This window comes from Deinococcus psychrotolerans (genome assembly GCF_003860465.1).
Taxonomy (GTDB): domain Bacteria; phylum Deinococcota; class Deinococci; order Deinococcales; family Deinococcaceae; genus Deinococcus; species Deinococcus psychrotolerans.
In genome coordinates, this window is sequence record NZ_CP034183.1 from 1,006,956 (window position 1) to 1,028,933 (window position 21,978).

Below are 21,978 nucleotides of genomic sequence, written 5' to 3' on the forward strand. Positions count from 1 at the left end.
AGCAAGCAGAAGCAAAGTATAGCCGCTAAGGTCGGCCCAGCAGCGTCTTGAGCGTCACCAACTGATACCCCTCAGCTCTCAGACCCTTGATGATGGCCGGAAGCGCCACGCCAGTTTCGGGCGCGTGGCCGCCGCTGACGTGAAGCACCACGATGCTGCCGCTCTTGACGCGGCTGAGCACGTCGCTGACGATCACCGCAGGACTCTTCTGGTTGGCGTCGCCGCCGATCACGTCCCAGTGAACCACGGTCAGGCCCGCCGCCTCCACCTTCTGCACATCACTTTCGCTGGCGCAGCCTCCCGGAAAGCGGAAATACTGAGGCGTGGTGCCAGTGGCGGTTTGGATGGCCCGCTGAGAACGCCCGATGTCGGCGCTCTTTTGGGCGTCGGCAATGCTGGCCAGCCCGTAGCACGGCTGCGAGAAACCCGGATGATCGTAGCTGTGGTCTTCAATTTCAAAACTGGGATGCTTAGCCAGCGCCAGCGCTGAGGCCGGATACACCTGCGCCCACATGCCGGTCAGAAAAAAGGTGGCGGGAACGTTGGCGGCTTCCAGCGCCTGCACCACCGTTTCATTGTCAAAGCTCCTCACTTTGCCGCTTCTAAGTTCGCTTTCCATGCCGGGGGTCATGTCGGCGTCAAAGGTCAGCGCCACCTGTTTGGGTTGACCGGTTTTGAGGGTGCGCGGCCCATGCGTGATGATACCCGCCGCGTTGAGCGAGGGACGCAGATGAATAAGAGCAGCAGCTTGGGCCGAAGAAAGCAGCAGCAAAGCGAGGAGCGCGGCGCGGGTCATGACCAGATGGTAAATAAAGCAGATCAGGGCGCGGTGGAATCCAGCATGCCGGACAGCTCAGCGTTCAGACAGCTCAGCGCTTTGCCGCTCCAGTTGAGTCGAGCGCTCTAGGTCGTGCCAGAAACCCTCCTGCCAGGGCCAAGCACGGCCCCCGGTCAAGCGGCGGGTGGCCCGCAAGGTCAGCCAGCCCGCCGCGCCGTAAAACAGGATATCTAGCCCAATCGCCGCCGGAAAAGTGAGGGCGTGGGCGCGGGCCACCTGAGCGTTAAAGCCCGCCACCCCAAACGGCAGCGTAACCAACCAGAGGGCCACCAGATAGCTGACGGTGCCCAGCATCACCGCTTTGAGGGCCACCAGCGCCGTCGCCCAGCCCAGTGCCAAGCGCACCTGCGGCTGCGAGAGTGCTGCGCCCAGTTGCCGCTTACGCTCAGACGTTTCCGGCGAGACGAGGCCGTAAAACAAAAACTCGAAGAGGGGCCGCCTGAGCAGCAGCGACACCCCGCAGGCCAGCATCAGCAGCGCCGAATGCATGGCGTCTTTGAGGGCAAACGCCACTCCGTCTAACTTGAGAAAACTGACCGCCGCGCCGCTGAGCGCTCCGGCCAGCAAAAACAAGCCGAAGGGATTGAGCACTCGGCGGTGCATGGTGTCTAAGACGATGTACAAAGTCGGCAGCACGCCGGCTAGCACGTAGACGCCGTAATTGCCCAGCGGACGCGACAAGTCCGGCAGACCGAAGGGAGAAGGATTGAGCAGGGCGTACGGCAACGCGAAAGTGAACAGCACGTCCAGTGCGAGGCGAAACAGGCGGCTCCACGCTACGCGCCTGCCGCCGACTGATCGTTTGACCGACTTCAACACGGCCTCAGTGTAAAGGAGGCTGCCTCCATTTCAACCGGCACGCCAATGCCCAGCGCCGATGTCCCTTACCGCCGCTGGGCGGGCTGTGTTACGCTTCAGAGCATGACTGATACCCTCGCCAGACCCGCCGCCGGACAGCGCGACACCGCCGTTTTCGATCTGATTCAGGAAGAAGCCCAGCGCCAGCGCTACGGCCTGGAACTGATCGCCTCCGAAAACTTTACCAGCGCCGCCGTGCGCGAAGCGGTGGGCAGCATTCTCACCAACAAATACGCCGAGGGCTATCCGGGCAAGCGCTGGTACGGCGGCTGCGAAGTGGTGGACAAAGTCGAAACGCTGGCCATCGAGCGGGCCAAAGCGCTGTTTGGGGCCGAGTGGGCCAATGTCCAGCCGCATTCAGGCAGCAGCGCCAACATCGCGGTCTACGGCGCACTGCTGAGTCAGGGCGACACGGTGCTGGGCATGGATCTGGCGCACGGCGGACACCTGACGCACGGTTCCCCCGTCAACTTTTCGGGCATGCGCTATCAGATCGTCGGCTATCAGGTGGACAAGGACAGCGAGCGGATCGACATGGAGCAGGTGCGCCGCCTCGCCCACGAACACAAACCCAAAATGATCATCGCGGGTGCCAGCGCTTACAGCCGGATCATTGACTTCGCGGCGTTCAGAGCCATTGCCGACGAAGTGGGCGCGATTTTGTTTGCCGACATTGCCCACATCGCCGGACTGGTGGCGGCGGGCGTGCATCCCAGCCCCCTGCCCCACGCCCACGTGGTCGCCACCACCACCCACAAAACCCTGCGCGGGCCGCGCTCAGGCCTGCTGCTCAGCAGCGATCTGGAAATTGCCGCCAAGCTCGACCGGGCCATCTTTCCGGGCCATCAGGGCGGGCCGCTGGAACACGTGATCGCGGGCAAGGCCATCGCGTTTGGCGAAGCGCTGACGCCGGAATTCAAAACCTACAGCGCTCAGGTCATTAAAAATGCTCAGGCGCTGGCTTCCGAGTTTCAAGCTCTCGGCTACCGGGTGGTGTCGGGCGGCACCGACAACCACTTGTTCGTCTTAGATTTGCGCCCGCAGGGCCTCAACGGCACCAAAGCCACCAAAGCGCTGGACGCCGTTCACATCACCATTTCCAAGTCCACTTTGCCGTTTGACACCGAAAAGATTTTGCACGGCGGCGGCATCCGCATCGGCACGCCCGCCGTGACCACGCGCGGCATGCTCGAAAGCGACATGCCCAAAATCGCCAACTTGATTGACCGGGCGCTGAGAGGCGAAAATGTCAAGGCTGAAGTGCATGACTGGATGGGCGGGTTCGACCTGCCGTAAGCAGCTAGATTGCTGACACAGAACGGGCCCGCACTAATCCGAAGGTGCGGCCCCGTTTGTTTGCTTGTGCCAGTTTTACTGCAGAGTAATGGTCAGCGGCTGCGTGGCCGGCACCGTGACATTCACGGTTTGGGCGGCGTACCCGTCACCTTCGACCTTGAGCGCGTAAGCCCCCGGAACGTCCAGCGCCAGTGGGCCGGGAGCCTGACCGACGAGGGTTCCGGCGCTCAGGCGGCTTCCCACCGGAGCGCTGCTGACGCTGACCCGCACCGGAGCGCTGAGGCTCTGGCCGCTGCTGCCCACCACGCGGGCCGAAACGGTGCAGCATGCCGAAGCGCTCAGGGCAGCGCTGCTCGACCGGAAAGCGGTGCGGGCCAGCACCACCACCAGCACAAGAGCCATCACCAACAGCAGCAGCCACAGCGGATTGAATCTGCCTGATGCGGCAGGCGCAGCCGAGGTTTGGCGCACGAACGGCGTCAGGCTGTCACCCGCATCGGATGCAGGCGCAACGGTACTGCCGACCACGCCGCCTGCGCCCGCGAGCTGATTTCCACCCTCCCGAGCGCCTTTCTTGACTTGCCACGAACCGTCCTGACTCCAGCCAATCTTGACGGGCCTGAGTTGACGGGGCGAAACAGCGGTGGGCGCGGGCAAGTCGCCAGAGCGGCTTTCATCTGGCTGAGTGGATTCAGGAGTGGGCACGCGACTGGGCTCAATAGAGTCGGGTTGACCGAGGTCAGGTTGGGCGTCAGTAGGTTGCTCGGCGGCGGACTGAGTCGAGGTGGAAGCTGCAAGCTCGGCGGCAGGTGACGGCGCGGCGCTTGAATTCGGCACGTTCAAAGGCGGCGGCTCAGCAGCCAGGATGATGGTCTGGCCCGCTGCCGAGTCGTGGGGTTCCGAAGCTGGCTCAGGTGTCTGCGGCGTGGTGGGCATGGGTTCGTCGGACGCAGGCTCGTGGCTGAGCGGTTCAGCGGGGAGCGACGCATCTTCCGGCTGGCTTGGCCACGCCAAGAAAATCGTTTCAGCACTTTCGAGCACCGCTGCCGAATCGTCTAAGCTGTGCGGCGGTTCAGGCGAAACGGCGGAGGAAGCTGGCTCTGCACTTGTTCCGGTGCCGGAGACGCTTTCAATCGGCGCTTCATCTGGGCTGGCTTCGTCTGGCACTCTAGATGGCGCTTCACCGGCCACTGGCAGCGATTCCGCCATCACCGAATCGGCAGCCGGAAGATCAGCGCCTTGAACCGGACTTGCCCCGGCCACTGGTAAATGCGCCGCTTCTTCGCCATTGGGAAAAGCGGCCAGAAAGTCGAGCAGTTCGGATTGCCCAGCTTCCGGCGTCGTTTGAGAAGGCGGCTGCTCTTGTGCTAGCGGTGCCAGTTCAGCCGCGCCCAGCGTACTCAGGGATGATTCAGGGATGTCCACTTCATCCCAACTCAAAATGGGGACGCTGTGGTTGTGGACGGCGGCGTTTTGAGCGCCCACTGGCTCATCCGGATCAGCGATCAGCGGCAGAATAACCGGCTCAGCTCTAACCGGCTCTGTGCGCGGGTGCAGGGGCGCTTGCACCATCAGCGGGCCCGGTTCGCTGGGCAGCGGCGGCCCAGCATTCATACGGGCCAGCGCGTCGCGGGCGCTGGGGCGCTGAGCCGGATACGGGCTGAGCAAGTCGCTCAGGCCCACCGGCAGCGGCCCCATACGCAGCAAGGTCACGCCCAGCGCGTAGAGGTCGGCGGCGGGGCTGCTGCCGCCTTCCGGCGCGGCCAGTGCGCCCGCCGCCTCGCCCCAGGGCAAGCCCGCGCCGGCCAGCCGCACCACGCCGTCCCACTCCCAGAGCTGATACGGCTCCACGCCGCCGTGAATCAGGCCCGCTTCGTGCAAGGCATTGAGCGCCCTGAGGCCGCCGAGCGCGGTTTGCAGCGGGTCGCTGGCCAGCCCGGCGTGCGGCGGCAACTCACAGGCAAGGTAAGCTTGCTGGCCCTGCTGTCCGGCTTCCAAGTAAGGCAGCAGCGAAGGGCTGTTGGGCAATTGGAGCGGCTCCAAAAACTGCGGCAGCAAGTAGACCAGTGCGGGCATCCCCGTGAGGCGGTCAAGCGCGTGGAGCGTCACCACAGGCCGCGCTGGGCTGCCACTGGCACGGCTATCGAGCGGGCGAGCGGCCACGAATGGCCCGACGGTCTTCATGTGTAAAAGTATACTGAATTCCCATAAAAGATTCACGGGAAGGAGCTGGGAGTCGCAGCATCTGGAAAAAGCGCCAAGACTTGCTCAGCGCTTTATTCCCTGTTCCCGAGCAGCACGGCCACGCAGGAGCGGGGGGTTCTGGACGTCATGTTTCTCGGCTTTTCAGCCCTCAGAGAGAAATGGTCTTACCTCCTGCTGACAGCGCTTTAGCCTTTCCCCAACACCCGCCGGTACGCCGCCAAATACTGCGGCACGATCAAACTCGGATGGAATTTTTCCACGGCGGCGCGGCGGCCCGCCTGCCCCATCCGCAAATACGTCTCGCGGTTTTTGAGGATGTCCAGCGCGGCGTGCGCCATGCCGTCCACGTCGCCCACCTCGGCCAAGCGGCCCGTCACCCCGTCTTCCACCACTTCGGGAATGCCTCCGGCGCGGGCGGCCACCACCGGCACTTCGCAGCTCATGGCCTCCAGCGCTGCCAAACCAAAACTCTCTTTGTTGGAGGGCAGCAAAAAGAGGTCGGCTATGCCCATCACGGTTTGCACGTCGGGAAACGAGCCGAGAAAGTGAACGCGGCCAATCACCCCGAGCTGCTGGGCCAGCTCGAAGGCGCGGCTGCGCTCAGGGCCGTCTCCGACCATCAGCAGCCGCGCCGGAATCTCGGAAGCGACCCGCGCAAACACTTCCACCACGTCCTCGACACGCTTGACCGGACGGAAGTTCGAGACGTGCAGCAGCAGGGCTTCGTCGGGGTGGGCAAAGCGGGCGCGAATGGCGGGGTCGGTGACCCGAACGAAGCGCTGAGTGTCGACGAAGTTGTAGATCACTTCAATCGGCACCTCTACGTTCAGCGTTTCCAGCGTCAGGTCGGCCAGAAACTGCGAGACCGCCGTGACCGCGTCGGATTGCTGAATGGCGTGGCGGGTGGTGTGGCGAAAAGCCGGTTCTGCGCCCACCAAAGTCACGTCGGTGCCGTGCAGGGTGGTAATGACTTTGGTTTTGCCGGTGATGCTGCGGGCGTGCAGCGCCGAGCTGGCGTGCGGGATGGCGTAGTGGGCGTGGGTGAGCTGTACGCCGTGTTCCTGAATCACTTCGGTCAGGGCGTTGGCGGCGGCGAGTTCGGGAAAGGGCTGGTCAAACAGGGCGTAAGCAAACGCGCTGGCCTGATGAAAGTACGGCCCGTTCGCGCCGCTGCTGCCCTGCAACCGGAACGGCACGGCGTTGCCGACAAAGTGCACTTCGTTACCCGCCCGCGCCACTTCCAGGCCCAGCTCAGTGGCGACCACGCCGGAGCCGCCCGCACCGGAATGACACAGCACGGCGATTTTCATTTCAGGTTCTTCGAGATTGAAGCGCTGATTGAGCGAAGTGGCGAAGGGCAATTTTGGCAAGGGAGCGGACATGAATGCGGATTATACGCGGCGAATGTCAGGGCAAAGAGGGGCAGGCAGCAGCTTTGACCGCAAACGAGCGCCCTCAGGCCAGCTAGAATCAGTGCTATGACGACGCAGCAGCCCACCATTTTGGCCGTATTTGCCCATCCCGATGACGAAGCCTTCAGCGTAGGCGGCACCCTGGCCCACTACGCCCAAAGGGGCGTCAATGTGGTGCTGGCCTGCGCCACACGCGGCGAGGCCGGTAAGATCAGCGACCCCAACATGACCATCACCGACCTCGGCCAGCACCGCGAAGACGAACTCAAGCGGGCCACCGCCGAGCTGGGCATTCCCGATCCGGTGTTTCTGGATTACCACGACTCGGGCCGCTATGAGCGCACCCGCTACGACGACCCGCTGGCGCTGATGAACGTCAATCCATTTACCGCCGAACTCAAAATCCGCGATTTGATTGCTTCAGTCAAGCCCGACATCCTGATTACCTTCGACCCGCACGGCGGTTACGGTCACATTGACCACCTAATTATTCACCGCGCCGCCGCCGCCGCCTTTTTTAGCAGCGGCAACCTCGGCGGCGGCGGCCTGATGCGGCTGTATTTCAGTGCGCTGAGCGTAGAAGCCGCGCAGGGGCTGGCGCGAATGGGTCAGGATTTAGATCCCAACATTTACGGCGTGGCCGACAACACCATCGCCGTGAAAATGGACGTATCGGCACAGGCTGGGCGCAAGAAGGCCGCGCTCATCGCGCACGGCTCGCAGACTGGCCCCAACAGCCGCATGGGGCAGATGTCGCAGGAAGAACGCGACGAAATGGAAAAGCGGATGCTCAGCACCGAGGGCTTTTCGATCGGCGGCACCCGCACCGGCCTTCCCGCCTTCCCGATGCGGGGCTTGTTTGACGGGCTGGTAGGGTTCGAGGCTTTGGACGACTGAAACGGGCCCTTTCGCCTTCGCCCCGGCCCTGTGCTGGGGCTTTTTTTGTTGTGCGATGTCAACCTCACTTGACATTAAGCTCGCGCAGGCTTACCTTTAGTCAAGGAAACTAGACATCAAGACAAGGAGACAAGACATGATGACAAGACAAGACAAGCCCAAAATCACCAAGCGCGAGCGCCGCGTCTGGCAAAGCATGTGGGGGATGGTGGGTGCCGCCGTAGCTATCACGGTAATTGCCATCGTCGTGGCGCTGCTCCAGTCCCGCACCGAGGGCCATGCCCACGACTTTTTCAAAGGGATGTCGCTGGGCCTGCTCGCCGCACTGCCGGTGGGCATGGGTTACATGCTCTGGCGCATCTACCGCCAGCTGGACGAGTTCGGTCAGCGTCAGCAGGAGCGGGCCTGCGCTTTCGCCTTCCTCCTGAGCATGGTCGCCACGATGGTGGCGTTCGCGGTGGCAAGCTACGCCAACGTGGTTGTTCCGCTGTGGGCGGTGTACGTGTTCGGCATGCTGACGTATACGGCGGCAGTGGTGCGCGGCGCAGTGCTGGCGAAGGGGGAGCGGGCGTGACCAAGACACAGCAGGTCACGCCACTTCCCAGCCGCGAACGCCGCGTGCAACGCACACTCCGCAAACTTTCGGTCTACGTCCTGACCATCTTGGGCATTGCCGCGCTCGCTTGGCTTATCCGCAGCCGCACAACTGGGGATGGTACAGATGCCCTGACCGGATTTCTGACGGCTCTCCCGACTGTGTTGCCCTTCGGTATCTTCATCTTGTTGCGCCGCGCCTACCGCCAGATGGACGAGTTTGGGCAGCGGCTTCAGGAGCGGGCCTGCGCCGCCGCTTTCGTGGCGACAGTGCTTGCCACCTCAGCGGTCTTTGCCGCCAGCTCCAGCATTGGCGTGATCATTCCACTCTGGACGGTGCTGGTGTTCGCGGTGCTGGCCTATGGTACAGCTGTCATTCGCGGCAACCTGGCCGCGCGGGGGGCAGATGAATGACTCGCTCACACTGGTCTGGCCCCACATGAAAAACCGCATCAAAGTGCTCAGGGCCGAGCACAACCTGACTCAGGCCGACTTGGCCGATAAGCTAGACGTGTCCAGGCAAACGGTCAACGCCCTAGAAACCGGCAAATACGATCCGAGTTTGCCGCTCGCCTTCAAATTGGCGCGGCTGTTCAGCATCAAAATCGAAGACATTTTCAGCGACGAGGGAAACAACTGATGCTCAAGATTCAAAATCTCGGTAAAGCGTACGGCGACTTTCAGGCCCTCAAAAACATCACGCTGGAAGCCGGCAGCGGCGAGGTCTTCGGCCTACTCGGAGCCAACGGCGCAGGCAAGACCACCCTGCTCAGAACGCTGGCCACGCTGCTCTCCCCCACATCCGGCACCGCCAGCGTAAACGGGTACGATATCGTGCGTCAAGCTCAGCGGGTGCGGGCCAGTATCGGCCTCGTCAACGGCGGCATGGGCCTGCATGACCGCCTGACCGGGCGCGAGACGCTGCGTTATTTTGCCTCGCTGTACGGCATGAGCCGCGCCGCAACCGATGGGCGCATCGAAACGCTCAGCCAGCAACTGGACTTGCATGACCTCCTCGACATCCGGGCCGGCGGCTTTTCGACGGGCATGAAACAAAAGATCGTGGTGGCCCGCGCCCTGATTCACGACCCACCCGTGCTGCTCCTAGACGAAGCCGCCAGCGGCCTGGACGTGCTGGCCCGCCGCATCCTACTCGACTTGGTGCTGGCCCTCAAAACCCGTGAGCGCTTGATCGTCTACTCGACCCACGTCATGAGCGAGGTCGAGGAACTGTGTGACCGCGTGGCCGTCATCGCGGGCGGCGAAGTGCTGAAAGTCGGCACGGTGCCGGAGCTGGTCGCAGATTCGGGCGAGAGCAATTTGGAACGGGCTTTTTTCAAGCTCTTGTCTGAACAAAAACAAAACCAGCACGGTCAGGCGGTGCTCCGTGGCTAGCGTCTGGACGGTTGCCAAGCAGGAACTGCTCACCACCCTGAGAGACAGGCGCACCCTGACCAGCAGCATCCTGATTCCGCTGCTGCTGATTCCGCTGTTCACGGTGGGCCTGCCGTTACTGCTCGGCACCTTGCTGGGCGGCCAGGCCCAGACGCGGCAAACGGTGGGCGTGGTGGGCAAATTGCCGGACGCCCTGAGAAACCAACTGACCCTCGACAGCAAAACCGAAAAAGGCGTGCGGCTTGTCAGCGTGACCGACCCCACCGCCGCCGTGCAAAAGGGAGACGTGGACGCGGCCCTGAAGGCCACCACCCCTCTGCCGAGCGAGGCGGGAAAGAGCGGCACCCTGCAACTCTTTTACAAAGTTGGCAACCTCAAAGCCGAGAGCGGCGCGGCCAGCAAAGTCCGGTCAGTGGTTCAGACCTACAACAAAGACCTGGTGAGCAAAAAGCTGGCTGAACTCAAGCTCAGTCCGGCGCTGCTGACGCCGATTACGCTCAGCACCGTGAACGCCAGCAACGCGGTCGAAGCCAGCAGCGGGCAACTGGCCTTTATCATTCCGTTTTTTATGTTGCAGTTCATCTTGGCCGGAGCCACCGCCGCCGCCACCGACTCCACCGCCGGAGAGCGCGAGCGCGGCACCCTGGAAGCGCTGCTGGCCACGCCCGCGCCGCGCAGCACGGTGCTGATGGGCAAGCTGGTGGCCACCACCCTGACCGGGCTGCTGGCCGCCGCCTTCAGCGTGATCGGCTTATCCCTCAGCGCTCCACTGGCGCTACTGCTCACACCCGCCGGGCAAAGCGCTTCGCAAAGCGCCATTCAGCAGGCTTTTGGCGGTTCGCTGGCGCTCGGCCCCGCCGGGTTCGGCGCGGTGCTGCTGGCCGCCGCCTCGGTGGCCCTGCTGCTCAGCGCCGCGCTGCTGACGCTGTCGCTGTTTGCCCGCTCGGTCAAAGAAGCCCAGACCTACATCGCGCCGCTGACCATCTTGATTATCTTGCCCGCCGTGATGCTTCAGTACGCCGACTTTCTCAAAACCGGAGCGGGCCTCTACGCCGCGCCGCTGATCGGCAGCATGTTGGTGATCCTAGACACGGTCAAGGGCGCTCTCAGTGGCCCCCACCTGCTGCTCAGCTTGGGCGGCAACGTGCTGGCGGCGGGAGCGCTGACCTTGCTGGCGACTCGCTTGTTTGGGCGCGAAGGCGTGGCCTTTAAGAAGTAGTTTAGGGGTAAGAAGTAACCTACGGATTTGGCGGGGGGGCAGGCGCGTCCAGCGTCTTGCCCCCGTCGCCTGCCACCAGAATTTCGCCCAGCGCCGAGCGAATCCATTTGAAGGCGCTGCGGGTCAGCGGCATGGTGTAGGTCTGCTCCGAGCCGTGCAGCATAAAGGCGTAGACCACATGCTCACCGCCTTTGGTTTTGAAGTAGCCGCTGAAGGTCAGGATTTTCCAGCCGTTGCCGCCTTTGCCGCCCCATATCTCCACCGGAATCGGCAGCAGGCCCGACTTGCAGCAGCCCAGCGCCATCAGCTTGCGCTGAATCTCCTGAGATTTGGGGGTCAGGCCAGAGCGCAAGAACTCGTTGGCCACCAGCGTTGAAAGTTCGTAAGGGGTGCTGAAGTTGTGGACGCTCAGATCATCGGCAGCGTCGTAGCGCTGGTCAAAATACTCATCTAATTTGCGCTGCAAATAATCGGGGCGCTGTTTTTGAGCGTCTTGGTCTATCAGCTCCGCCAGTTGCGCCCGCTTTTTGCCGGTTGCCTCGGCCCACAACTTGGTTCCAGCAAAGGTGGGCGACAACCCCGCCTGCGCCGTCCACCAATCCTTGGTCGGCAAAATGAGGCGGGTGCGGCACAACTTCAGGTCGTCGGCCACGTTCTGCACATTTTGCAGGCCCACTTTGCGGTGCAGCAGATCGGTGGCGGTGTTGTCGGAAAACTGAATCATCCGCTCGGCCAGTGCCCTGGCGGTGCTGCCGTCGTAGGGGTACGCACCGAGACTCTGGGTTCGCCTATTGACGCTGAACTTCTGGTTCAGGTCAAAGGTTCCGGCATCGACTTGCCGCAGCAGCGCCCACAACACCGCCTGCTTGTAGGTACTCGCCAGCGGAAATTCGGCGTTGGGCAAGGACGAAACGGCCCGGAGCGGCTGCAAGGTCTGGGGGTCGATCACCGCTGCATACAGCCCCAGTTGCCCGTTCAGTCCAGCGGGCGGCTTGGGAGCGGGCAAGCTGGGCAGCGGCGAGACGCAGCCGTCAGCGGGCGTCTGGGGAGGTGAAACCTCAGAAACGGGTGGCGGCTCCATCACTTTGGGAAGCGGATCTGGAGGCGCGGGGTGAAGCGGCGCTGGAACGAACTTCACCGCGAGGGGAGTGGGCGGAGCAGACTGGGCATTCCAGCGCACCGCCGCGTAGCCGCCCCCCAGTGCGCCCGCCAACAGCAGAAAACGGCCCAATTTGAGCGCCATAGGTGCTTTCTAACCGGCTTAAGGGTTGAGGGGTTCCATCACGATGCCGTAGCTGCCCGGCCCGAGGTGGGTGCCGACCACTGCGCCGAAATCGAAGGTGCCGACATCTTCGTAGTCGGCTCCGGCCAGCCCCGAGCGCAGCTCCGCTACGTTGGCGTCGCCGCCCGGCGTCATCATGAAGGCAAAGCGCGAGGGGCCGAATTTGGCGATGTAGTCACGGGCCTGACCGACCAAGTTGGCGGTGGCTTTTTTCTGACCGCGTTCGCGCCCTGAAGACTCGACCCGTCCGCCCTTGACCGACAAAATCGGCTTGATGTTGAGCAGCCCGCCGAGCAGCGCCTGTGCGCCGCCGATTCGCCCGTTGCGGCGCAAAAAATCCAGCGTTTCGACGGTAAAGACCACGTACCCTTTGGCCTTGACCTTTTCGAGCTCGGCCACGATCTCGGCCATGCTCTTGCCCGCTCCGGCCATCTCGGCAGCGCGGATCGCCATCATGCCCAGCGCCATGCTGGTGGTGTTGGTGTCGAGCACCGTGACTTTGCCGCCAAAATCCTGAGCGGCCAGCCGGGCGCTGCCAGCCGTGCCGGAAAGCAGACCGCTGATATGCAGGCTCAGCACCTCGTCCGCCGCCCCCAGCGCTTCGGTGTATACGGCGGCAAACTCGGCGGGGCTGGGCTGACTGGTAGAAGGAATTTTTTGGCCTTCCTTGACTCCCTTGAAGAGTTGGCCGAGCTGGATGTCAATGCCGTCGCGGTGCATTTCACCGCCAAACAGCACGTAGAGCGGCACGCTGGTGATGTGGTGGCGCTTGATTAACTCCGGCGAGAGGTCGCTCGTCGAGTCGGTCACAATGGCAATCATCCTCCCACTTTAGCCGAAGTCAGGGGGAAGTGGCGCGGGCTACTGATTTGGGTCGGCACTTTGTTGGCCCGGCAAGCTAAACTGAGCCTTCAAACCAAGCAGGGCGAAACCGACGCCGCAACGAGGTATCTATGGTTCACCAGAGTGTGCTGAGCGCCCTTCAACTGGCCGCCGAGCAAGACCCCAACAACACGGAGCTGAAGCTGCATCTGAGCGATCTGCTGCTGCAAGCCGGTCAGGCGGCCGCCGCGCTGGAGCAGGCCAAAGCGGCGCTGAGCAGCGAGCCGGACAATGTAAGAGCGCTCAAGCTCGCGGCGTGGGCCGCCGACGAAATGGGCCAGACCGACACCGCCGCCCGCTATCACCACCTCCACGACGCGCTGACGGGCGTGATTCAGGGCGCGGCCCCTTTACCCAAGCCCGTGCTGGCCGTCACGGATCACGCTGAATTGGTGGAGCATGAGCCAGACGGAGAGACCAGCGATCAGCGCTGGGACTTGCAAACGCCCCGCGTGACTTTAGCGGACGTGGCGGGCATGGAAGATGTCAAGCGGCGCTTGGAACTCTCGCTGCTGGCTCCGCTCAAAAACCCGGAACTCCTCAAAATGTACGGCTCGGCCCTGCGCGGCGGGCTGCTCCTCTACGGCCCGCCCGGCTGCGGCAAGACCTTTATCGCCCGCGCGGTGGCCGGTGAACTCAGCGCCAAATTCATCAACGTCGGTCTATCCGATGTGCTGGACATGTACATGGGCCAGAGCGAGCGCAACCTCAGTGAGGTGTTCGCGCTGGCCCGCCGCCGAGCGCCCTGCGTGCTGTTTTTGGATGAAGTGGACGCGCTGGGCCGCCGCCGAAGCCAAATGCGCCACAGCGCGGCCAACGTGGTGGGCCAACTCCTCTCGGAGCTCGACGGTGCCAAGGCCAGCAACGAGGGCGTGTTTGTCTTGGCCGCCACTAACAGCCCCTGGGACGTCGACCCCGCGCTGAGGCGTCCGGGCCGCTTTGACCGCACTCTGCTGGTCTTGCCGCCGGACTTGGAAGCGCGGCGGCACCTCTTGGAATTGGAGACGTGCTCAAGGCCCACCGAAGCGCTCGATCTGCCTGCCCTCGCCGCCAAAACAGCCGATTTTTCCGGAGCGGATTTGACGCATCTGGTTGCCTCGGCCACCGAACTGGCGATGGAGGACGCCATCAAAAGCGGCAAGGTGCGGCCCATTCGCCAGGCCGACTTCATTCGGGCGCTGCGTGAGGTGCGGCCCAGCACCAAGACGTGGTTTGAAACGGCCAAAAACGCCGCCCAATTTGCCAACGATGACGGCGAATACGACGACTTGCTGAGCTATCTGCGCGGCAAATCCGGCGGACGCTGAAGCCTGAGCCATGAGACGACCCAATGACCCCATTTGACGCCCCAGAACTCTCCACCGACACCGAGCAAACTTGGTCACGCATCTTAGTTTTGCTGGACTTGGGCCGTCCCCGTGAAGCCGCCGCCGAGACGACGCGGGCGCTGGCCCACTATCCCGACAACCCCACGCTGTGGCGGCTGCTCAGCCAGATTTACACTGAACTCGACGATTTTCCGCAGGCGTTGAACGCCGCGCAGCGGGCCGTCAGCCTTGGCCCCTCGGACAGTCACTTGCACCTAAGACTGGGCCTTGCGCTTTGGAACGCTCAGGTGCAGGGATTGACCTTTGGCCGCTTCCGGCGGTGGGCCAAAGCTTGGAAGGCCGCTGAACCGGCGCTGGCCGCCGTGCATGAAGCGCTGAGGCTAGAGCCGGACAACACCGACGCCCTCGCCTCGCTCTCGCAGCTCCACCTGATGATGAATCAGCCCAAGCTCGCTCAGACGCACGCCGCCGCCGCTCTGCACCTTGAGCCGCAGCACCGCATGGCTCAGCTTTTTCTGGCTCAGGCGCTCCTGGACCTTCGGCAACCCACGCGAGCCGAACACCTGTTGCGTGCCCTGCTCGCCGATGATCCCAACTTTGCTCCAGCGCTGAACTTGCTTGCGCGGGTCAGTCTCCGTCAGGGCCGCGCTGAGGAAGCCTTCGCGGCGGCGCTGGCGGCCATTCGGCTCGACCCCGCCAATGCCGCAGCGCAGGAGCAGTTTAGAGCGCTGGTTCACGAGTATTTGCCGTTTCCATTTTCGCGGCAATCGCCAGCGTGGCGCTTTATTATCGTGCCACAGGCCATGATTCTCGTGCCTGTTCTGGGGCTGGGCGTCTGGGTTCGCACGCTTTACCGCGTCCGCAAGCTCAGCCCCCAGATGCGGGCGCAGATTCGGCGGGTGCGGGTGTATCAGGTGAAGTGGCGCACGCCATTGGGCCTTTACCTGCTCTTTTGGGCTGCCATTTTCCTGTTTGTCTTTGCGCTGCCCCACCTGCCCGCCCGCCTTCAGCCCGGCTTGACTGAGGCAGCAGGGTTTCTGGTCGTGGCGTTCTCTGCTGGCGGGGTGCTGTGGCTGATCTTCCTCGGCGTGCGGAGCGCATACCGCTGGCTGCGTTCCTTTTCACGGTAGCCCAGCCAAGTTCAGCTCAGCGCACCGTACACCCGCGTCAGGTCACGGGTCAGCACCCCCAGATGCAGGGCGTCGCCTTCCGAGCGCAGCACCCGCCCATCCGCGTCAAGCAGCACCAGCGCCACCACCTGCCCCGCCGCGTGGCGAATGTGCAGGTGGCTTTGGCCGCGCAAGCGTTCCTGCTCGGCTCGGCTGAGCAGAGCCCAGGCTTCGTCACTCTCAACCAACCCTAATTGCTGCTCCGGCACGGCGAGGCGGTGGAGTTCGGTTTCCAGCCACGCCACCACGTCGCTCCGGCCTCCGATCAGGCCCTGCCGGATGCTGGGCTGGGGCGAGTTGAGATGAATCTGAGCGCCGCCGCGCCGCGTCACCTGACCGCCCGCCGCCGCAATCAGGGCCATACCCGCCGCAATGTCCCACTCACTGCGCGGCGACATGGTGAAGGTGGCGTCGGCCTCGCCCGCCGCAATCAGGGCCAGCTTGAGAGCGATGCTGCCGGACGGGCGCAGGTTGGCGAGCGGGTAGCGGTGCAACTCGCGCCTGAACTCGGTGTCAGAAACGGAAATAAGAGCTTGTTCAGGCGGGCGGGCGCTGAAACCAGCAGCCTCGCCGTTCTTGAAGACGCCCTCCCCCACCACGCCGCTGTAAAGGGCGTCATGGGCGGGCGCGTTCACCACGCCCAGCACCGCCTCACCGTCGACCGAGAGGCCGATGCTGACGGCGAAATCGGGGCTGCCGTCCACATATTCTTTAGTGCCGTCAATCGGGTCGATGATCCAGACGCGGCGCTTGCTGAGGCGCTCGGCGGTGTCGGTGAGTTCCTCGGAGAGAATGCCGTCTTCGGGAAACTCGGCCCGCAGTCCGGCCACGATCAACTCCGACGCCTCGGTATCGGCCACCGTCACTGGGTCGTCTTTGGAGGTTTTGTAAGCCACTTTGAATCCGGCGGCGCGGTGTTTCAGGAGCAGTTCTCCAGCTTGGCGGGCGAGGTGTTCGGCAATCTGGCGCTCGTGGGCGTAAGTCATGCGCTCAGCATAAAGCGCTCCACTCCCCTAGCTCAGCCCTTGCTTGTGGCCGCGCCGCGCCGCTACACTAACGCCCATGTGCGGCCCCAGCTTTCCGAAGACCCGTTTTGCCGACAACCTGAATGACGATCCCCAGTAGGGGACGCCCCCGAGTTTGACCGCGCCCCCGACTTCAATGAGGAGTCGGGCTTTTTTTGAGCCACCTTTTGAGCCACCAGGAGAGAAATGACCAACCCAACCGAGCCAACCCAGACCCAGCCCAAACTCGCCCGCACCCTGACCCGCGACCTCGGCCAGCTTGAGGGCCAAATGGTCAAGCTGCAAGGCTTCGTCCACGCCCGGCGCGACCTCGGCGGGGTGCAGTTCGTGGTGCTGCGCGACAAAACCGGCCTGGCCCAGTGCGTCGGCAGCCACCTCAGCTTGCCCCTGCCGGAAAGCAGCGTGGAAATTTTGGGCACGGTCAAGGCCCATAAAAAAGCGCCAGGAGGATACGAGGTGCAGGTCGAGAGCATGAAAGTCCTGTCGGCGGCCACTCAGGCCTCGCCGCTGGAAATCCCCAAGATGGAATGGAACGTCAACCCCGAAACCATGCTGGATTACCGCTACGTGTCGCTGCGCGGTCTGCGCGAACGGGCGGCGCTGAAGGTGCAGGGCGAGATCGTCTACGCCTTTCACACCTACCTGCGCTCACAGGGCTTTACCGAAATCAGCACGCCCAAGATCGTCTCGGCGGGCGCGGAGGGCGGCGCGAACCTCTTCAAGCTCGATTATTTCGGCGAGCAGGCTTACCTGGCCCAGAGTCCCCAGCTTTACAAACAGATCATGGTGGGTGTTTTCGAGCGCGTCTACGAGGTGGCCCCGGTCTACCGCGCCGAAGAGCACGCCACCAGCCGCCACCTGAATGAATACCTGTCATTAGACGTGGAAATGGGCTTCATCGACGATGAGGACGACGTGATGGAGCTGGAAACCGGCTTCCTGAGCTTCGCGATGGAGCGCTTAGGCGAAAGCTGCGCCGCCGAGTTCGAGCTGCTGGGCGCGAGTATTCCGAAGGTGCCGCAGCGCATACCCCGCATCACGCTGATGGACGCTAGAGCGCTCGTCACTGAGAAATTCGGGCATCAGGTGGGCGGTAAGGACCTCGACCCCGAAGCCGAGAGATTGCTCTGCCAGCACTACGCCGAGACTGAAGGCAGCGACTTTGTCTTCGTGACCAAGTATCCCCGCGCCGCCCGTCCGTTTTACACCCACGCCGACCACCAAGAAGACGGCAGCCTCAACCCCGATTTGACACGCGGCTTTGATTTGCTGTTCCGGGGCATCGAGATCACCTCCGGCGGTCAGCGCATCCACGACCACGCCATGCTGATGGAGTCGATCGACGCCTACAAAATGAACCGCGAGGCCATGAGCGGCTACTCGGAAGTCTTCAAGTACGGCATGCCCCCGCACGGCGGCTTTGCGATCGGGGCCGAGCGCCTGACCGCCAAACTGCTGGGCATTGCCAACGTCCGGTACGCCCGCGCCTTCCCGCGTGACCGCAACCGCCTGACGCCCTGAAGACAAACAAGGGCAGCACGTCCGGAATTGTAAGAGGGTGTTAAGGCTGAAGTGCTTATCCTGTCCGCACTTTCAAGAAGTGGACGAGTGGACGATTGACGAGCACTTTGCCGCTCGTTCCTCGATATTGATTGGCGTTCCGAAGGAGCAGCTATGAAGCGGTATCTCTGCATTCTCACATTTTTTCTGACGGGTCACCCATTGGCGGCGGCAGCGTCCAGTTCAACTTTAAACTCCGACATTCTGATCAATATTATGGTCACCCCGGCAGAAGCGGCGTGCACCAAAATCCGCATCCGCCTCTGGGAAGAAAACAAGCAGATTCTGGATGTTTACGTGTCTCCAGACGGGAAAAACAAGTTTATGCTCGGCAAGACGTTTCCGAAACTCACCAAAGGCGGCGATTACCGGGTCGTTTCCGAGTGTCTGGATTTGCGAAAGGGCGGCTTCTCCAATTCTGGGGGCCTGAATTTCGTCTACGATGGCCGCCCCCTGATCTTCAACTTCAACACCAGCAGCTACACCATTAGCCGGGGCAGTGTGCATTAGCGCATTTACCCGAATAGATGCCTGAGCAAAACACAGTCTCAGGCATTTATTCGGGTATCGGAAGCTGTATCAGTAGCTAAAAAACACCAGCTCCCCCGGCACTTCAGGCGGAATGGGCCGCGCCTCTGGGGAGCGCAGCGTGCTCGCCAACTCCCGCGCCTGGGCCAGATAAGCCGCATAAGGCACCTCACCCTCCTGACGCGCCGGAACCGGAAAATCAAACAGGTCTGGTAGCGGCTGGTCAGCCGGGTGCGTCCAGGTGCCGGTGTGAAAGTCCATGTCGTACAGCGGCACGAACCGCTCACCAAAGTCCGCCACAAATTCAAGCGCGGAGAGCAGGAATAAAAATTCGGCTTCACTCGTCCACGGCGCGAAATTCAGGCGCGTCCAGCCGGGCTTGAGGCCGCCCAGACCGCCCAGAGCGCAGTGCATGTAGCGCTGACTGGTTTGATCGTCGATATTGAGCAGCGCGTGACCATACGGGCCGGCACAGGCACAACCGCCCCGGGACTGAATCCCGAACAGGTCGTTGAGCAGGCGCACGACCAAGCGGGGATGCAGCATGGAGCTGTCTTCAGTGCGAACCAAAAACGACAGCACCGCCAGCCTCGGTTCGTCCAGGTTGCCCAGCAATTGAAGGCGCGGATGGGTGCGCAAGCGGGCAATGGCGCGGCTGATCAAAGCGTGTTCGCGCTCTGCAATGGCGTCTATGCCGAGGCGCTCTTTGGCTTTGAAGGCCAGCGCCGTGCGAATTTTGCCGAGAATGGCCGGCGTTCCGGCGTCTTCCCGCGCTTCTATATCTTCGACAAAGTGATGGGCCGTGCGGCTGACATAGCTCACCGTACCGCCGCCGGCTGTGGTGGGTGCGCCCGCTGGGTAAATCTGGTTTTGGAAACACAACAAGCCCGGTGTGCCAGGGCCGCCCGCGAATTTGTGGGGGCTGAGAAACACGGCGTCGTAGCCGTCGGGCCGCCCAGAGCGCATGTCGATCTTGAGATACGGCGCACACGCGGCAAAATCGAAGAACGCCAGTGCGCCGTGTGCGTGCAGCAAACGGGCCAGAGCGCGGGTGTCGCTGAGGTAACCCGTCACGTTGCTGGCGGCGCTAAACGAGCCTATTTTCTGGCGGCTGCGGTATTCCGGCGCTTTGAGCAGCGTTCGCAGCGCGTCCAGATCGATTCCGCCTCTCGGACAAAGCGGCACTTCTACCACGTCGGCCAGCGTTTCACGCCAGGTGACTTCGTTGCTGTGGTGCTCATACGGCCCCACGAACACCACCGGACGCTCGTCGGGCGGGAAACTGGCCCGCAGTTTTGCCAGCAAAGTGGGCGGCACCGCCAAGCCTAAAATTTCTTGAAGACGCTTGACCGCTCCGGTACTCCCCGAGCCGCACCACACCAAAGTGCAATTCTTATCCGCGCCAAGCTGGGTTTTGACATACTCACAGGCTTGGTGGGCCAGGTGGGTGGTCATGGCTCCGGTGGCCGAGTCGTCAGTGTGGGTGTTGGCGTACAGCGGCAAAACGCGCTCGACGATAAAGGCTTCACTCGACCGCAGAGCGCGGCCCGAAGCAACGTGATCGGCGTAAGTCACGCGCCGATCGCCGAAGGGGGTGCGAATCACTGTGTCCTGACCGATGAGATCAGTTCTGAACAGCGTGAAGTTATCCATGTGATTCAGTGTACGCTTCCGGATGCCCATTGCCCTGTTCACAGTGCCGAATAGCTGATCCACACAGCCTTTCAAATGACAAGTTAATGGTCATCTGAATTGACATTCGTAAACACTTGGCGCTACACTCGCCGTATGACCGCCACCGACACCCCCACTGACCGCGTCTCCGCGCCGCCGATTCAGGCCCGCTCGTGGGCGATTATCGATTCCACTTTGCGTGAGGGCGAGCAGTTTGCACGCGGCAACTTCAAGACCGACGACAAAATCGAAATTGCCAAAGCCCTCGACGCCTTTGGAGCCGAATACATTGAGTTGACCACCCCAATGGTGAGTGCGGCCACTGCCGCCGACATCCGCAAGCTAGCCAGCCTGAACTTGAAGGCCAAACTGCTGACCCACGTGCGCTGCGCCATGGACGACGTGCAGCGGGCGGTGGATACTGGCGTGGACGGCCTAGATTTGCTGTTCGGCACTTCCAGTTTCTTGCGCGAATTCAGCCACGGCAAAAACATCAGCCAGATTATCGAGTCGGCCCAAACCGTCATCGGCTGGATCAAAGCCAACCACCCCAATTTGGAATTGCGCTTTTCGGCAGAAGACACCTTCCGCAGCGAAGAAGCCGATTTGATGGCCGTCTATAAAGCCGTCAGCGATCTGGGCGTACACCGAGTGGGTCTGGCCGACACGGTGGGGGTCGCCACGCCGAGGCAGGTCTATACGCTGGTGCGCGAGGTTCGCAAAGTCATTCACAGCGAGTGCGGCATCGAGTTTCACGGCCACAACGACACCGGCTGCGCGATCAGCAACGCTTACGAAGCGGTTGAAGCTGGAGCCACCCACATCGACACCACCATTTTGGGCATCGGCGAGCGCAACGGCATCACCCCGCTCGGCGGCTTCTTGGCCCGCATGTTCACTCTTGATCCGCAGGGCCTGATCGACAAATACAATCTCGATATGCTGCCCCAGTTGGATCAAATGATTGCCCGGATGGTGGGCTTGTCTATTCCCTGGAACAATTACCTCACCGGCGAGTTTGCTTACAACCACAAAGCCGGAATGCACCTCAAAGCGATTTATCTCAATCCCGGCGCTTATGAAGCGATTCCGCCGGAGGTTTTCGGGGTGGGCCGGCGCATTCAGGCCGCCAGCAAAGTGACCGGCAAACACGCCATCGCTTATAAAGCCCGCGAAATGGGCCTGCACTACGGCGAGGACGCGCTGCGGCGCGTGACCGATCACATCAAGGCCTTGGCCGAACAAGACGAACTGGACGACGCCCACTTGGAGAAATTGCTGCGCGAATGGGTTTCGGCTTAGGGCAGCGGCCCAGCACAGGAAGCCATGTTAAAGTTCGGGCATGCCTGAAGAACTCGCCCACTACCGATCACGCGGAGCCAGAGCGCTGGTGCTGCTCCACGAACAGCAGCTTCGGCAGTGCGTGGAGGCAGTGAAACAAGCGAAGGCACAAGGGATCAGCTTGCCGATTACAGCAGAGGAGCATTACCAATCGCTCGACGTCTTGCTCCACCACATCCTGCGCTCGGCCAGAATTTATCTACTCAGAATCTGCCAGAACCTCAAGCTGCCCACGCCTGAAATTGGGCCTGTGCCGGACATCGGGAACTTGCCTACGCAGACCGATCAGTACCTCGACGATCTGCTGGCGCGTTGGCGCTTGCCTTTGGCCGCCGTGACAGACGCTCAAATGGAACCTGACCCCGAACTCTACTTCGCCGGAATGCCGTACTGGGTAGACGCCATGCTGGAACACGCGGTGATGCACCCGGTTCGGCACGAATTTCAGCTCAGGGAACTGATGCGGCAGGGGTGA

Annotated in this window: 21 protein-coding genes; 13 read left to right on the top strand and 8 right to left on the bottom strand. The window is 62.4% G+C overall.

Translation table 11 applies throughout. From position 1 onward, the window contains the following. Positions 1 to 25: 25 nt before the first annotated feature. Both EHF33_RS04945 and EHF33_RS04950 read right to left on the bottom strand, forming a co-directional pair. Positions 26 to 796 (bottom strand): polysaccharide deacetylase family protein, encoded by a 771-nt coding sequence (locus EHF33_RS04945; RefSeq protein ID WP_124868416.1) that lies wholly within the window; start codon positions 794 to 796, stop codon positions 26 to 28. 57 nt (positions 797 to 853) lie between these two features. Then, positions 854 to 1,657, bottom strand: a complete 804-nt coding sequence (locus tag EHF33_RS04950) for a VC0807 family protein (protein ID WP_124868418.1) — start codon at positions 1,655 to 1,657, stop codon at positions 854 to 856. Positions 1,658 to 1,759: 102 nt separating this feature from the next. Here EHF33_RS04950 and glyA point away from each other — a divergent pair, with 102 nt between their 5' ends. Continuing rightward, the gene (gene glyA / locus EHF33_RS04955) at positions 1,760 to 2,992 is read left to right on the top strand and encodes a serine hydroxymethyltransferase (RefSeq protein WP_164473410.1); all 1,233 of its coding nucleotides are present in this window, start codon (positions 1,760 to 1,762) and stop codon (positions 2,990 to 2,992) included. Between the two features lie 75 nt (positions 2,993 to 3,067). Here the strand turns inward: glyA and EHF33_RS04960 are convergent, their stop codons facing one another. Together EHF33_RS04960 and bshA are read right to left on the bottom strand one after the other, a co-directional pair. After that, positions 3,068 to 5,176, bottom strand: coding sequence for a PEGA domain-containing protein (locus EHF33_RS04960; protein ID WP_124868422.1), 2,109 nt, complete (start codon positions 5,174 to 5,176; stop codon positions 3,068 to 3,070). A 206-nt stretch (positions 5,177 to 5,382) separates the two neighbouring features. After that, positions 5,383 to 6,507, bottom strand: a complete 1,125-nt coding sequence (gene bshA, locus EHF33_RS04965; RefSeq protein WP_124872848.1) for an N-acetyl-alpha-D-glucosaminyl L-malate synthase BshA — start codon at positions 6,505 to 6,507, stop codon at positions 5,383 to 5,385. A gap of 168 nt (positions 6,508 to 6,675) precedes the next feature. Here bshA and EHF33_RS04970 point away from each other — a divergent pair, with 168 nt between their 5' ends. The 6 genes from EHF33_RS04970 (at position 6,676) to EHF33_RS04995 (ending at position 10,714) form a co-directional block, all read left to right on the top strand. Then, positions 6,676 to 7,506, top strand: a complete 831-nt coding sequence (locus EHF33_RS04970; RefSeq protein WP_124868424.1) for a PIG-L deacetylase family protein — start codon at positions 6,676 to 6,678, stop codon at positions 7,504 to 7,506. Positions 7,507 to 7,642: 136 nt separating this feature from the next. Continuing rightward, positions 7,643 to 8,080 (top strand): hypothetical protein, encoded by a 438-nt coding sequence (locus EHF33_RS04975; RefSeq protein ID WP_124868426.1) that lies wholly within the window; start codon positions 7,643 to 7,645, stop codon positions 8,078 to 8,080. Next, positions 8,077 to 8,514 carry a hypothetical protein gene (locus EHF33_RS04980; RefSeq protein ID WP_124868428.1) on the top strand — a complete coding sequence of 146 codons (438 nt, stop codon included), beginning with the start codon at positions 8,077 to 8,079 and terminating at the stop codon, positions 8,512 to 8,514. Before EHF33_RS04975 ends, EHF33_RS04980 begins: the two co-directional genes overlap by 4 nt. Positions 8,515 to 8,539: 25 nt before the next feature. Beyond that, a complete protein-coding gene (locus tag EHF33_RS04985; RefSeq protein WP_124872850.1) occupies positions 8,540 to 8,740 on the top strand; it encodes a helix-turn-helix transcriptional regulator in 201 nt (66 codons plus the stop codon). Next, a complete protein-coding gene (locus EHF33_RS04990; RefSeq protein WP_124868430.1) occupies positions 8,740 to 9,495 on the top strand; it encodes an ABC transporter ATP-binding protein in 756 nt (251 codons plus the stop codon). Before EHF33_RS04985 ends, EHF33_RS04990 begins: the two co-directional genes overlap by 1 nt. Continuing rightward, the gene (locus EHF33_RS04995; RefSeq protein ID WP_124868432.1) at positions 9,488 to 10,714 is read left to right on the top strand and encodes an ABC transporter permease; all 1,227 of its coding nucleotides are present in this window, start codon (positions 9,488 to 9,490) and stop codon (positions 10,712 to 10,714) included. The genes EHF33_RS04990 and EHF33_RS04995 overlap by 8 nt, the downstream gene beginning before the upstream one ends. Positions 10,715 to 10,733: 19 nt before the next feature. On the opposite strand, the gene EHF33_RS05000 is transcribed toward EHF33_RS04995, so the two are convergent. Beyond that, complete coding sequence (locus EHF33_RS05000) at positions 10,734 to 11,957, bottom strand: serine hydrolase (RefSeq protein ID WP_241191266.1); 1,224 nt, start codon at positions 11,955 to 11,957, stop codon at positions 10,734 to 10,736. Between the two features lie 18 nt (positions 11,958 to 11,975). Then, positions 11,976 to 12,818 carry a DegV family protein gene (locus tag EHF33_RS05005; protein ID WP_124868434.1) on the bottom strand — a complete coding sequence of 281 codons (843 nt, stop codon included), beginning with the start codon at positions 12,816 to 12,818 and terminating at the stop codon, positions 11,976 to 11,978. Positions 12,819 to 12,949: 131 nt separating this feature from the next. Between EHF33_RS05005 and EHF33_RS05010 the strand changes: the two genes are divergently transcribed. Then, on the top strand, positions 12,950 to 14,185 hold the full coding sequence (locus tag EHF33_RS05010; protein WP_124868436.1) for an ATP-binding protein: 1,236 nt from the start codon (positions 12,950 to 12,952) through the stop codon (positions 14,183 to 14,185). A gap of 23 nt (positions 14,186 to 14,208) precedes the next feature. Next, a complete protein-coding gene (locus EHF33_RS05015) occupies positions 14,209 to 15,336 on the top strand; it encodes a tetratricopeptide repeat protein (protein ID WP_124868438.1) in 1,128 nt (375 codons plus the stop codon). Between the two features lie 11 nt (positions 15,337 to 15,347). Here EHF33_RS05015 and EHF33_RS05020 read toward each other — a convergent pair whose 3' ends face one another. Then, on the bottom strand, positions 15,348 to 16,361 hold the full coding sequence (locus EHF33_RS05020) for a 3'(2'),5'-bisphosphate nucleotidase CysQ family protein (protein WP_124868440.1): 1,014 nt from the start codon (positions 16,359 to 16,361) through the stop codon (positions 15,348 to 15,350). Positions 16,362 to 16,586: 225 nt separating this feature from the next. On the opposite strand from EHF33_RS05020, the gene aspS reads away from it, so the two are divergent. Next, entirely contained in the window at positions 16,587 to 17,921 is a 1,335-nt protein-coding gene (aspS, locus tag EHF33_RS05025; protein WP_124868442.1) for an aspartate--tRNA(Asn) ligase, read from the top strand. A 153-nt stretch (positions 17,922 to 18,074) separates the two neighbouring features. Continuing rightward, on the top strand, positions 18,075 to 18,470 hold the full coding sequence (locus tag EHF33_RS05030; protein WP_124868444.1) for a hypothetical protein: 396 nt from the start codon (positions 18,075 to 18,077) through the stop codon (positions 18,468 to 18,470). 69 nt (positions 18,471 to 18,539) lie between these two features. On the opposite strand, the gene EHF33_RS05035 is transcribed toward EHF33_RS05030, so the two are convergent. Further along, entirely contained in the window at positions 18,540 to 20,141 is a 1,602-nt protein-coding gene (locus EHF33_RS05035) for an aminotransferase class V-fold PLP-dependent enzyme (RefSeq protein WP_124868446.1), read from the bottom strand. A gap of 135 nt (positions 20,142 to 20,276) precedes the next feature. Here EHF33_RS05035 and lysS point away from each other — a divergent pair, with 135 nt between their 5' ends. Both lysS and EHF33_RS05045 read left to right on the top strand, forming a co-directional pair. Next, positions 20,277 to 21,464 (top strand): homocitrate synthase, encoded by a 1,188-nt coding sequence (lysS, locus tag EHF33_RS05040; protein WP_124868448.1) that lies wholly within the window; start codon positions 20,277 to 20,279, stop codon positions 21,462 to 21,464. 40 nt (positions 21,465 to 21,504) lie between these two features. Then, entirely contained in the window at positions 21,505 to 21,978 is a 474-nt protein-coding gene (locus EHF33_RS05045; RefSeq protein WP_124868450.1) for a hypothetical protein, read from the top strand.

Excerpts from the sequence above, each read along its gene's own strand:
- EHF33_RS04945 (WP_124868416.1), bottom strand. The coding sequence starts at position 796 with ATGACCCGCGCCGCGCTCCTCGCTTTGCTGCTGCTTTCTTCGGCCCAA.
- glyA (WP_164473410.1), top strand. The coding sequence starts at position 1,760 with ATGACTGATACCCTCGCCAGACCCGCCGCCGGACAGCGCGACACCGCC.
- EHF33_RS04960 (WP_124868422.1), bottom strand. The coding sequence starts at position 5,176 with ATGAAGACCGTCGGGCCATTCGTGGCCGCTCGCCCGCTCGATAGCCGT.
- bshA (WP_124872848.1), bottom strand. The coding sequence starts at position 6,507 with ATGAAAATCGCCGTGCTGTGTCATTCCGGTGCGGGCGGCTCCGGCGTG.
- EHF33_RS04970 (WP_124868424.1), top strand. The coding sequence starts at position 6,676 with ATGACGACGCAGCAGCCCACCATTTTGGCCGTATTTGCCCATCCCGAT.
- EHF33_RS04975 (WP_124868426.1), top strand. The coding sequence starts at position 7,643 with ATGATGACAAGACAAGACAAGCCCAAAATCACCAAGCGCGAGCGCCGC.
- EHF33_RS04985 (WP_124872850.1), top strand. The coding sequence starts at position 8,540 with ATGAAAAACCGCATCAAAGTGCTCAGGGCCGAGCACAACCTGACTCAG.
- EHF33_RS04990 (WP_124868430.1), top strand. The coding sequence starts at position 8,740 with ATGCTCAAGATTCAAAATCTCGGTAAAGCGTACGGCGACTTTCAGGCC.
- EHF33_RS05000 (WP_241191266.1), bottom strand. The coding sequence starts at position 11,957 with ATGGCGCTCAAATTGGGCCGTTTTCTGCTGTTGGCGGGCGCACTGGGG.
- EHF33_RS05005 (WP_124868434.1), bottom strand. The coding sequence starts at position 12,818 with ATGATTGCCATTGTGACCGACTCGACGAGCGACCTCTCGCCGGAGTTA.
- EHF33_RS05010 (WP_124868436.1), top strand. The coding sequence starts at position 12,950 with ATGGTTCACCAGAGTGTGCTGAGCGCCCTTCAACTGGCCGCCGAGCAA.
- EHF33_RS05015 (WP_124868438.1), top strand. The coding sequence starts at position 14,209 with ATGACCCCATTTGACGCCCCAGAACTCTCCACCGACACCGAGCAAACT.
- EHF33_RS05020 (WP_124868440.1), bottom strand. The coding sequence starts at position 16,361 with ATGACTTACGCCCACGAGCGCCAGATTGCCGAACACCTCGCCCGCCAA.
- aspS (WP_124868442.1), top strand. The coding sequence starts at position 16,587 with ATGACCAACCCAACCGAGCCAACCCAGACCCAGCCCAAACTCGCCCGC.
- EHF33_RS05030 (WP_124868444.1), top strand. The coding sequence starts at position 18,075 with ATGAAGCGGTATCTCTGCATTCTCACATTTTTTCTGACGGGTCACCCA.
- EHF33_RS05035 (WP_124868446.1), bottom strand. The coding sequence starts at position 20,141 with ATGGATAACTTCACGCTGTTCAGAACTGATCTCATCGGTCAGGACACA.
- lysS (WP_124868448.1), top strand. The coding sequence starts at position 20,277 with ATGACCGCCACCGACACCCCCACTGACCGCGTCTCCGCGCCGCCGATT.
- EHF33_RS05045 (WP_124868450.1), top strand. The coding sequence starts at position 21,505 with ATGCCTGAAGAACTCGCCCACTACCGATCACGCGGAGCCAGAGCGCTG.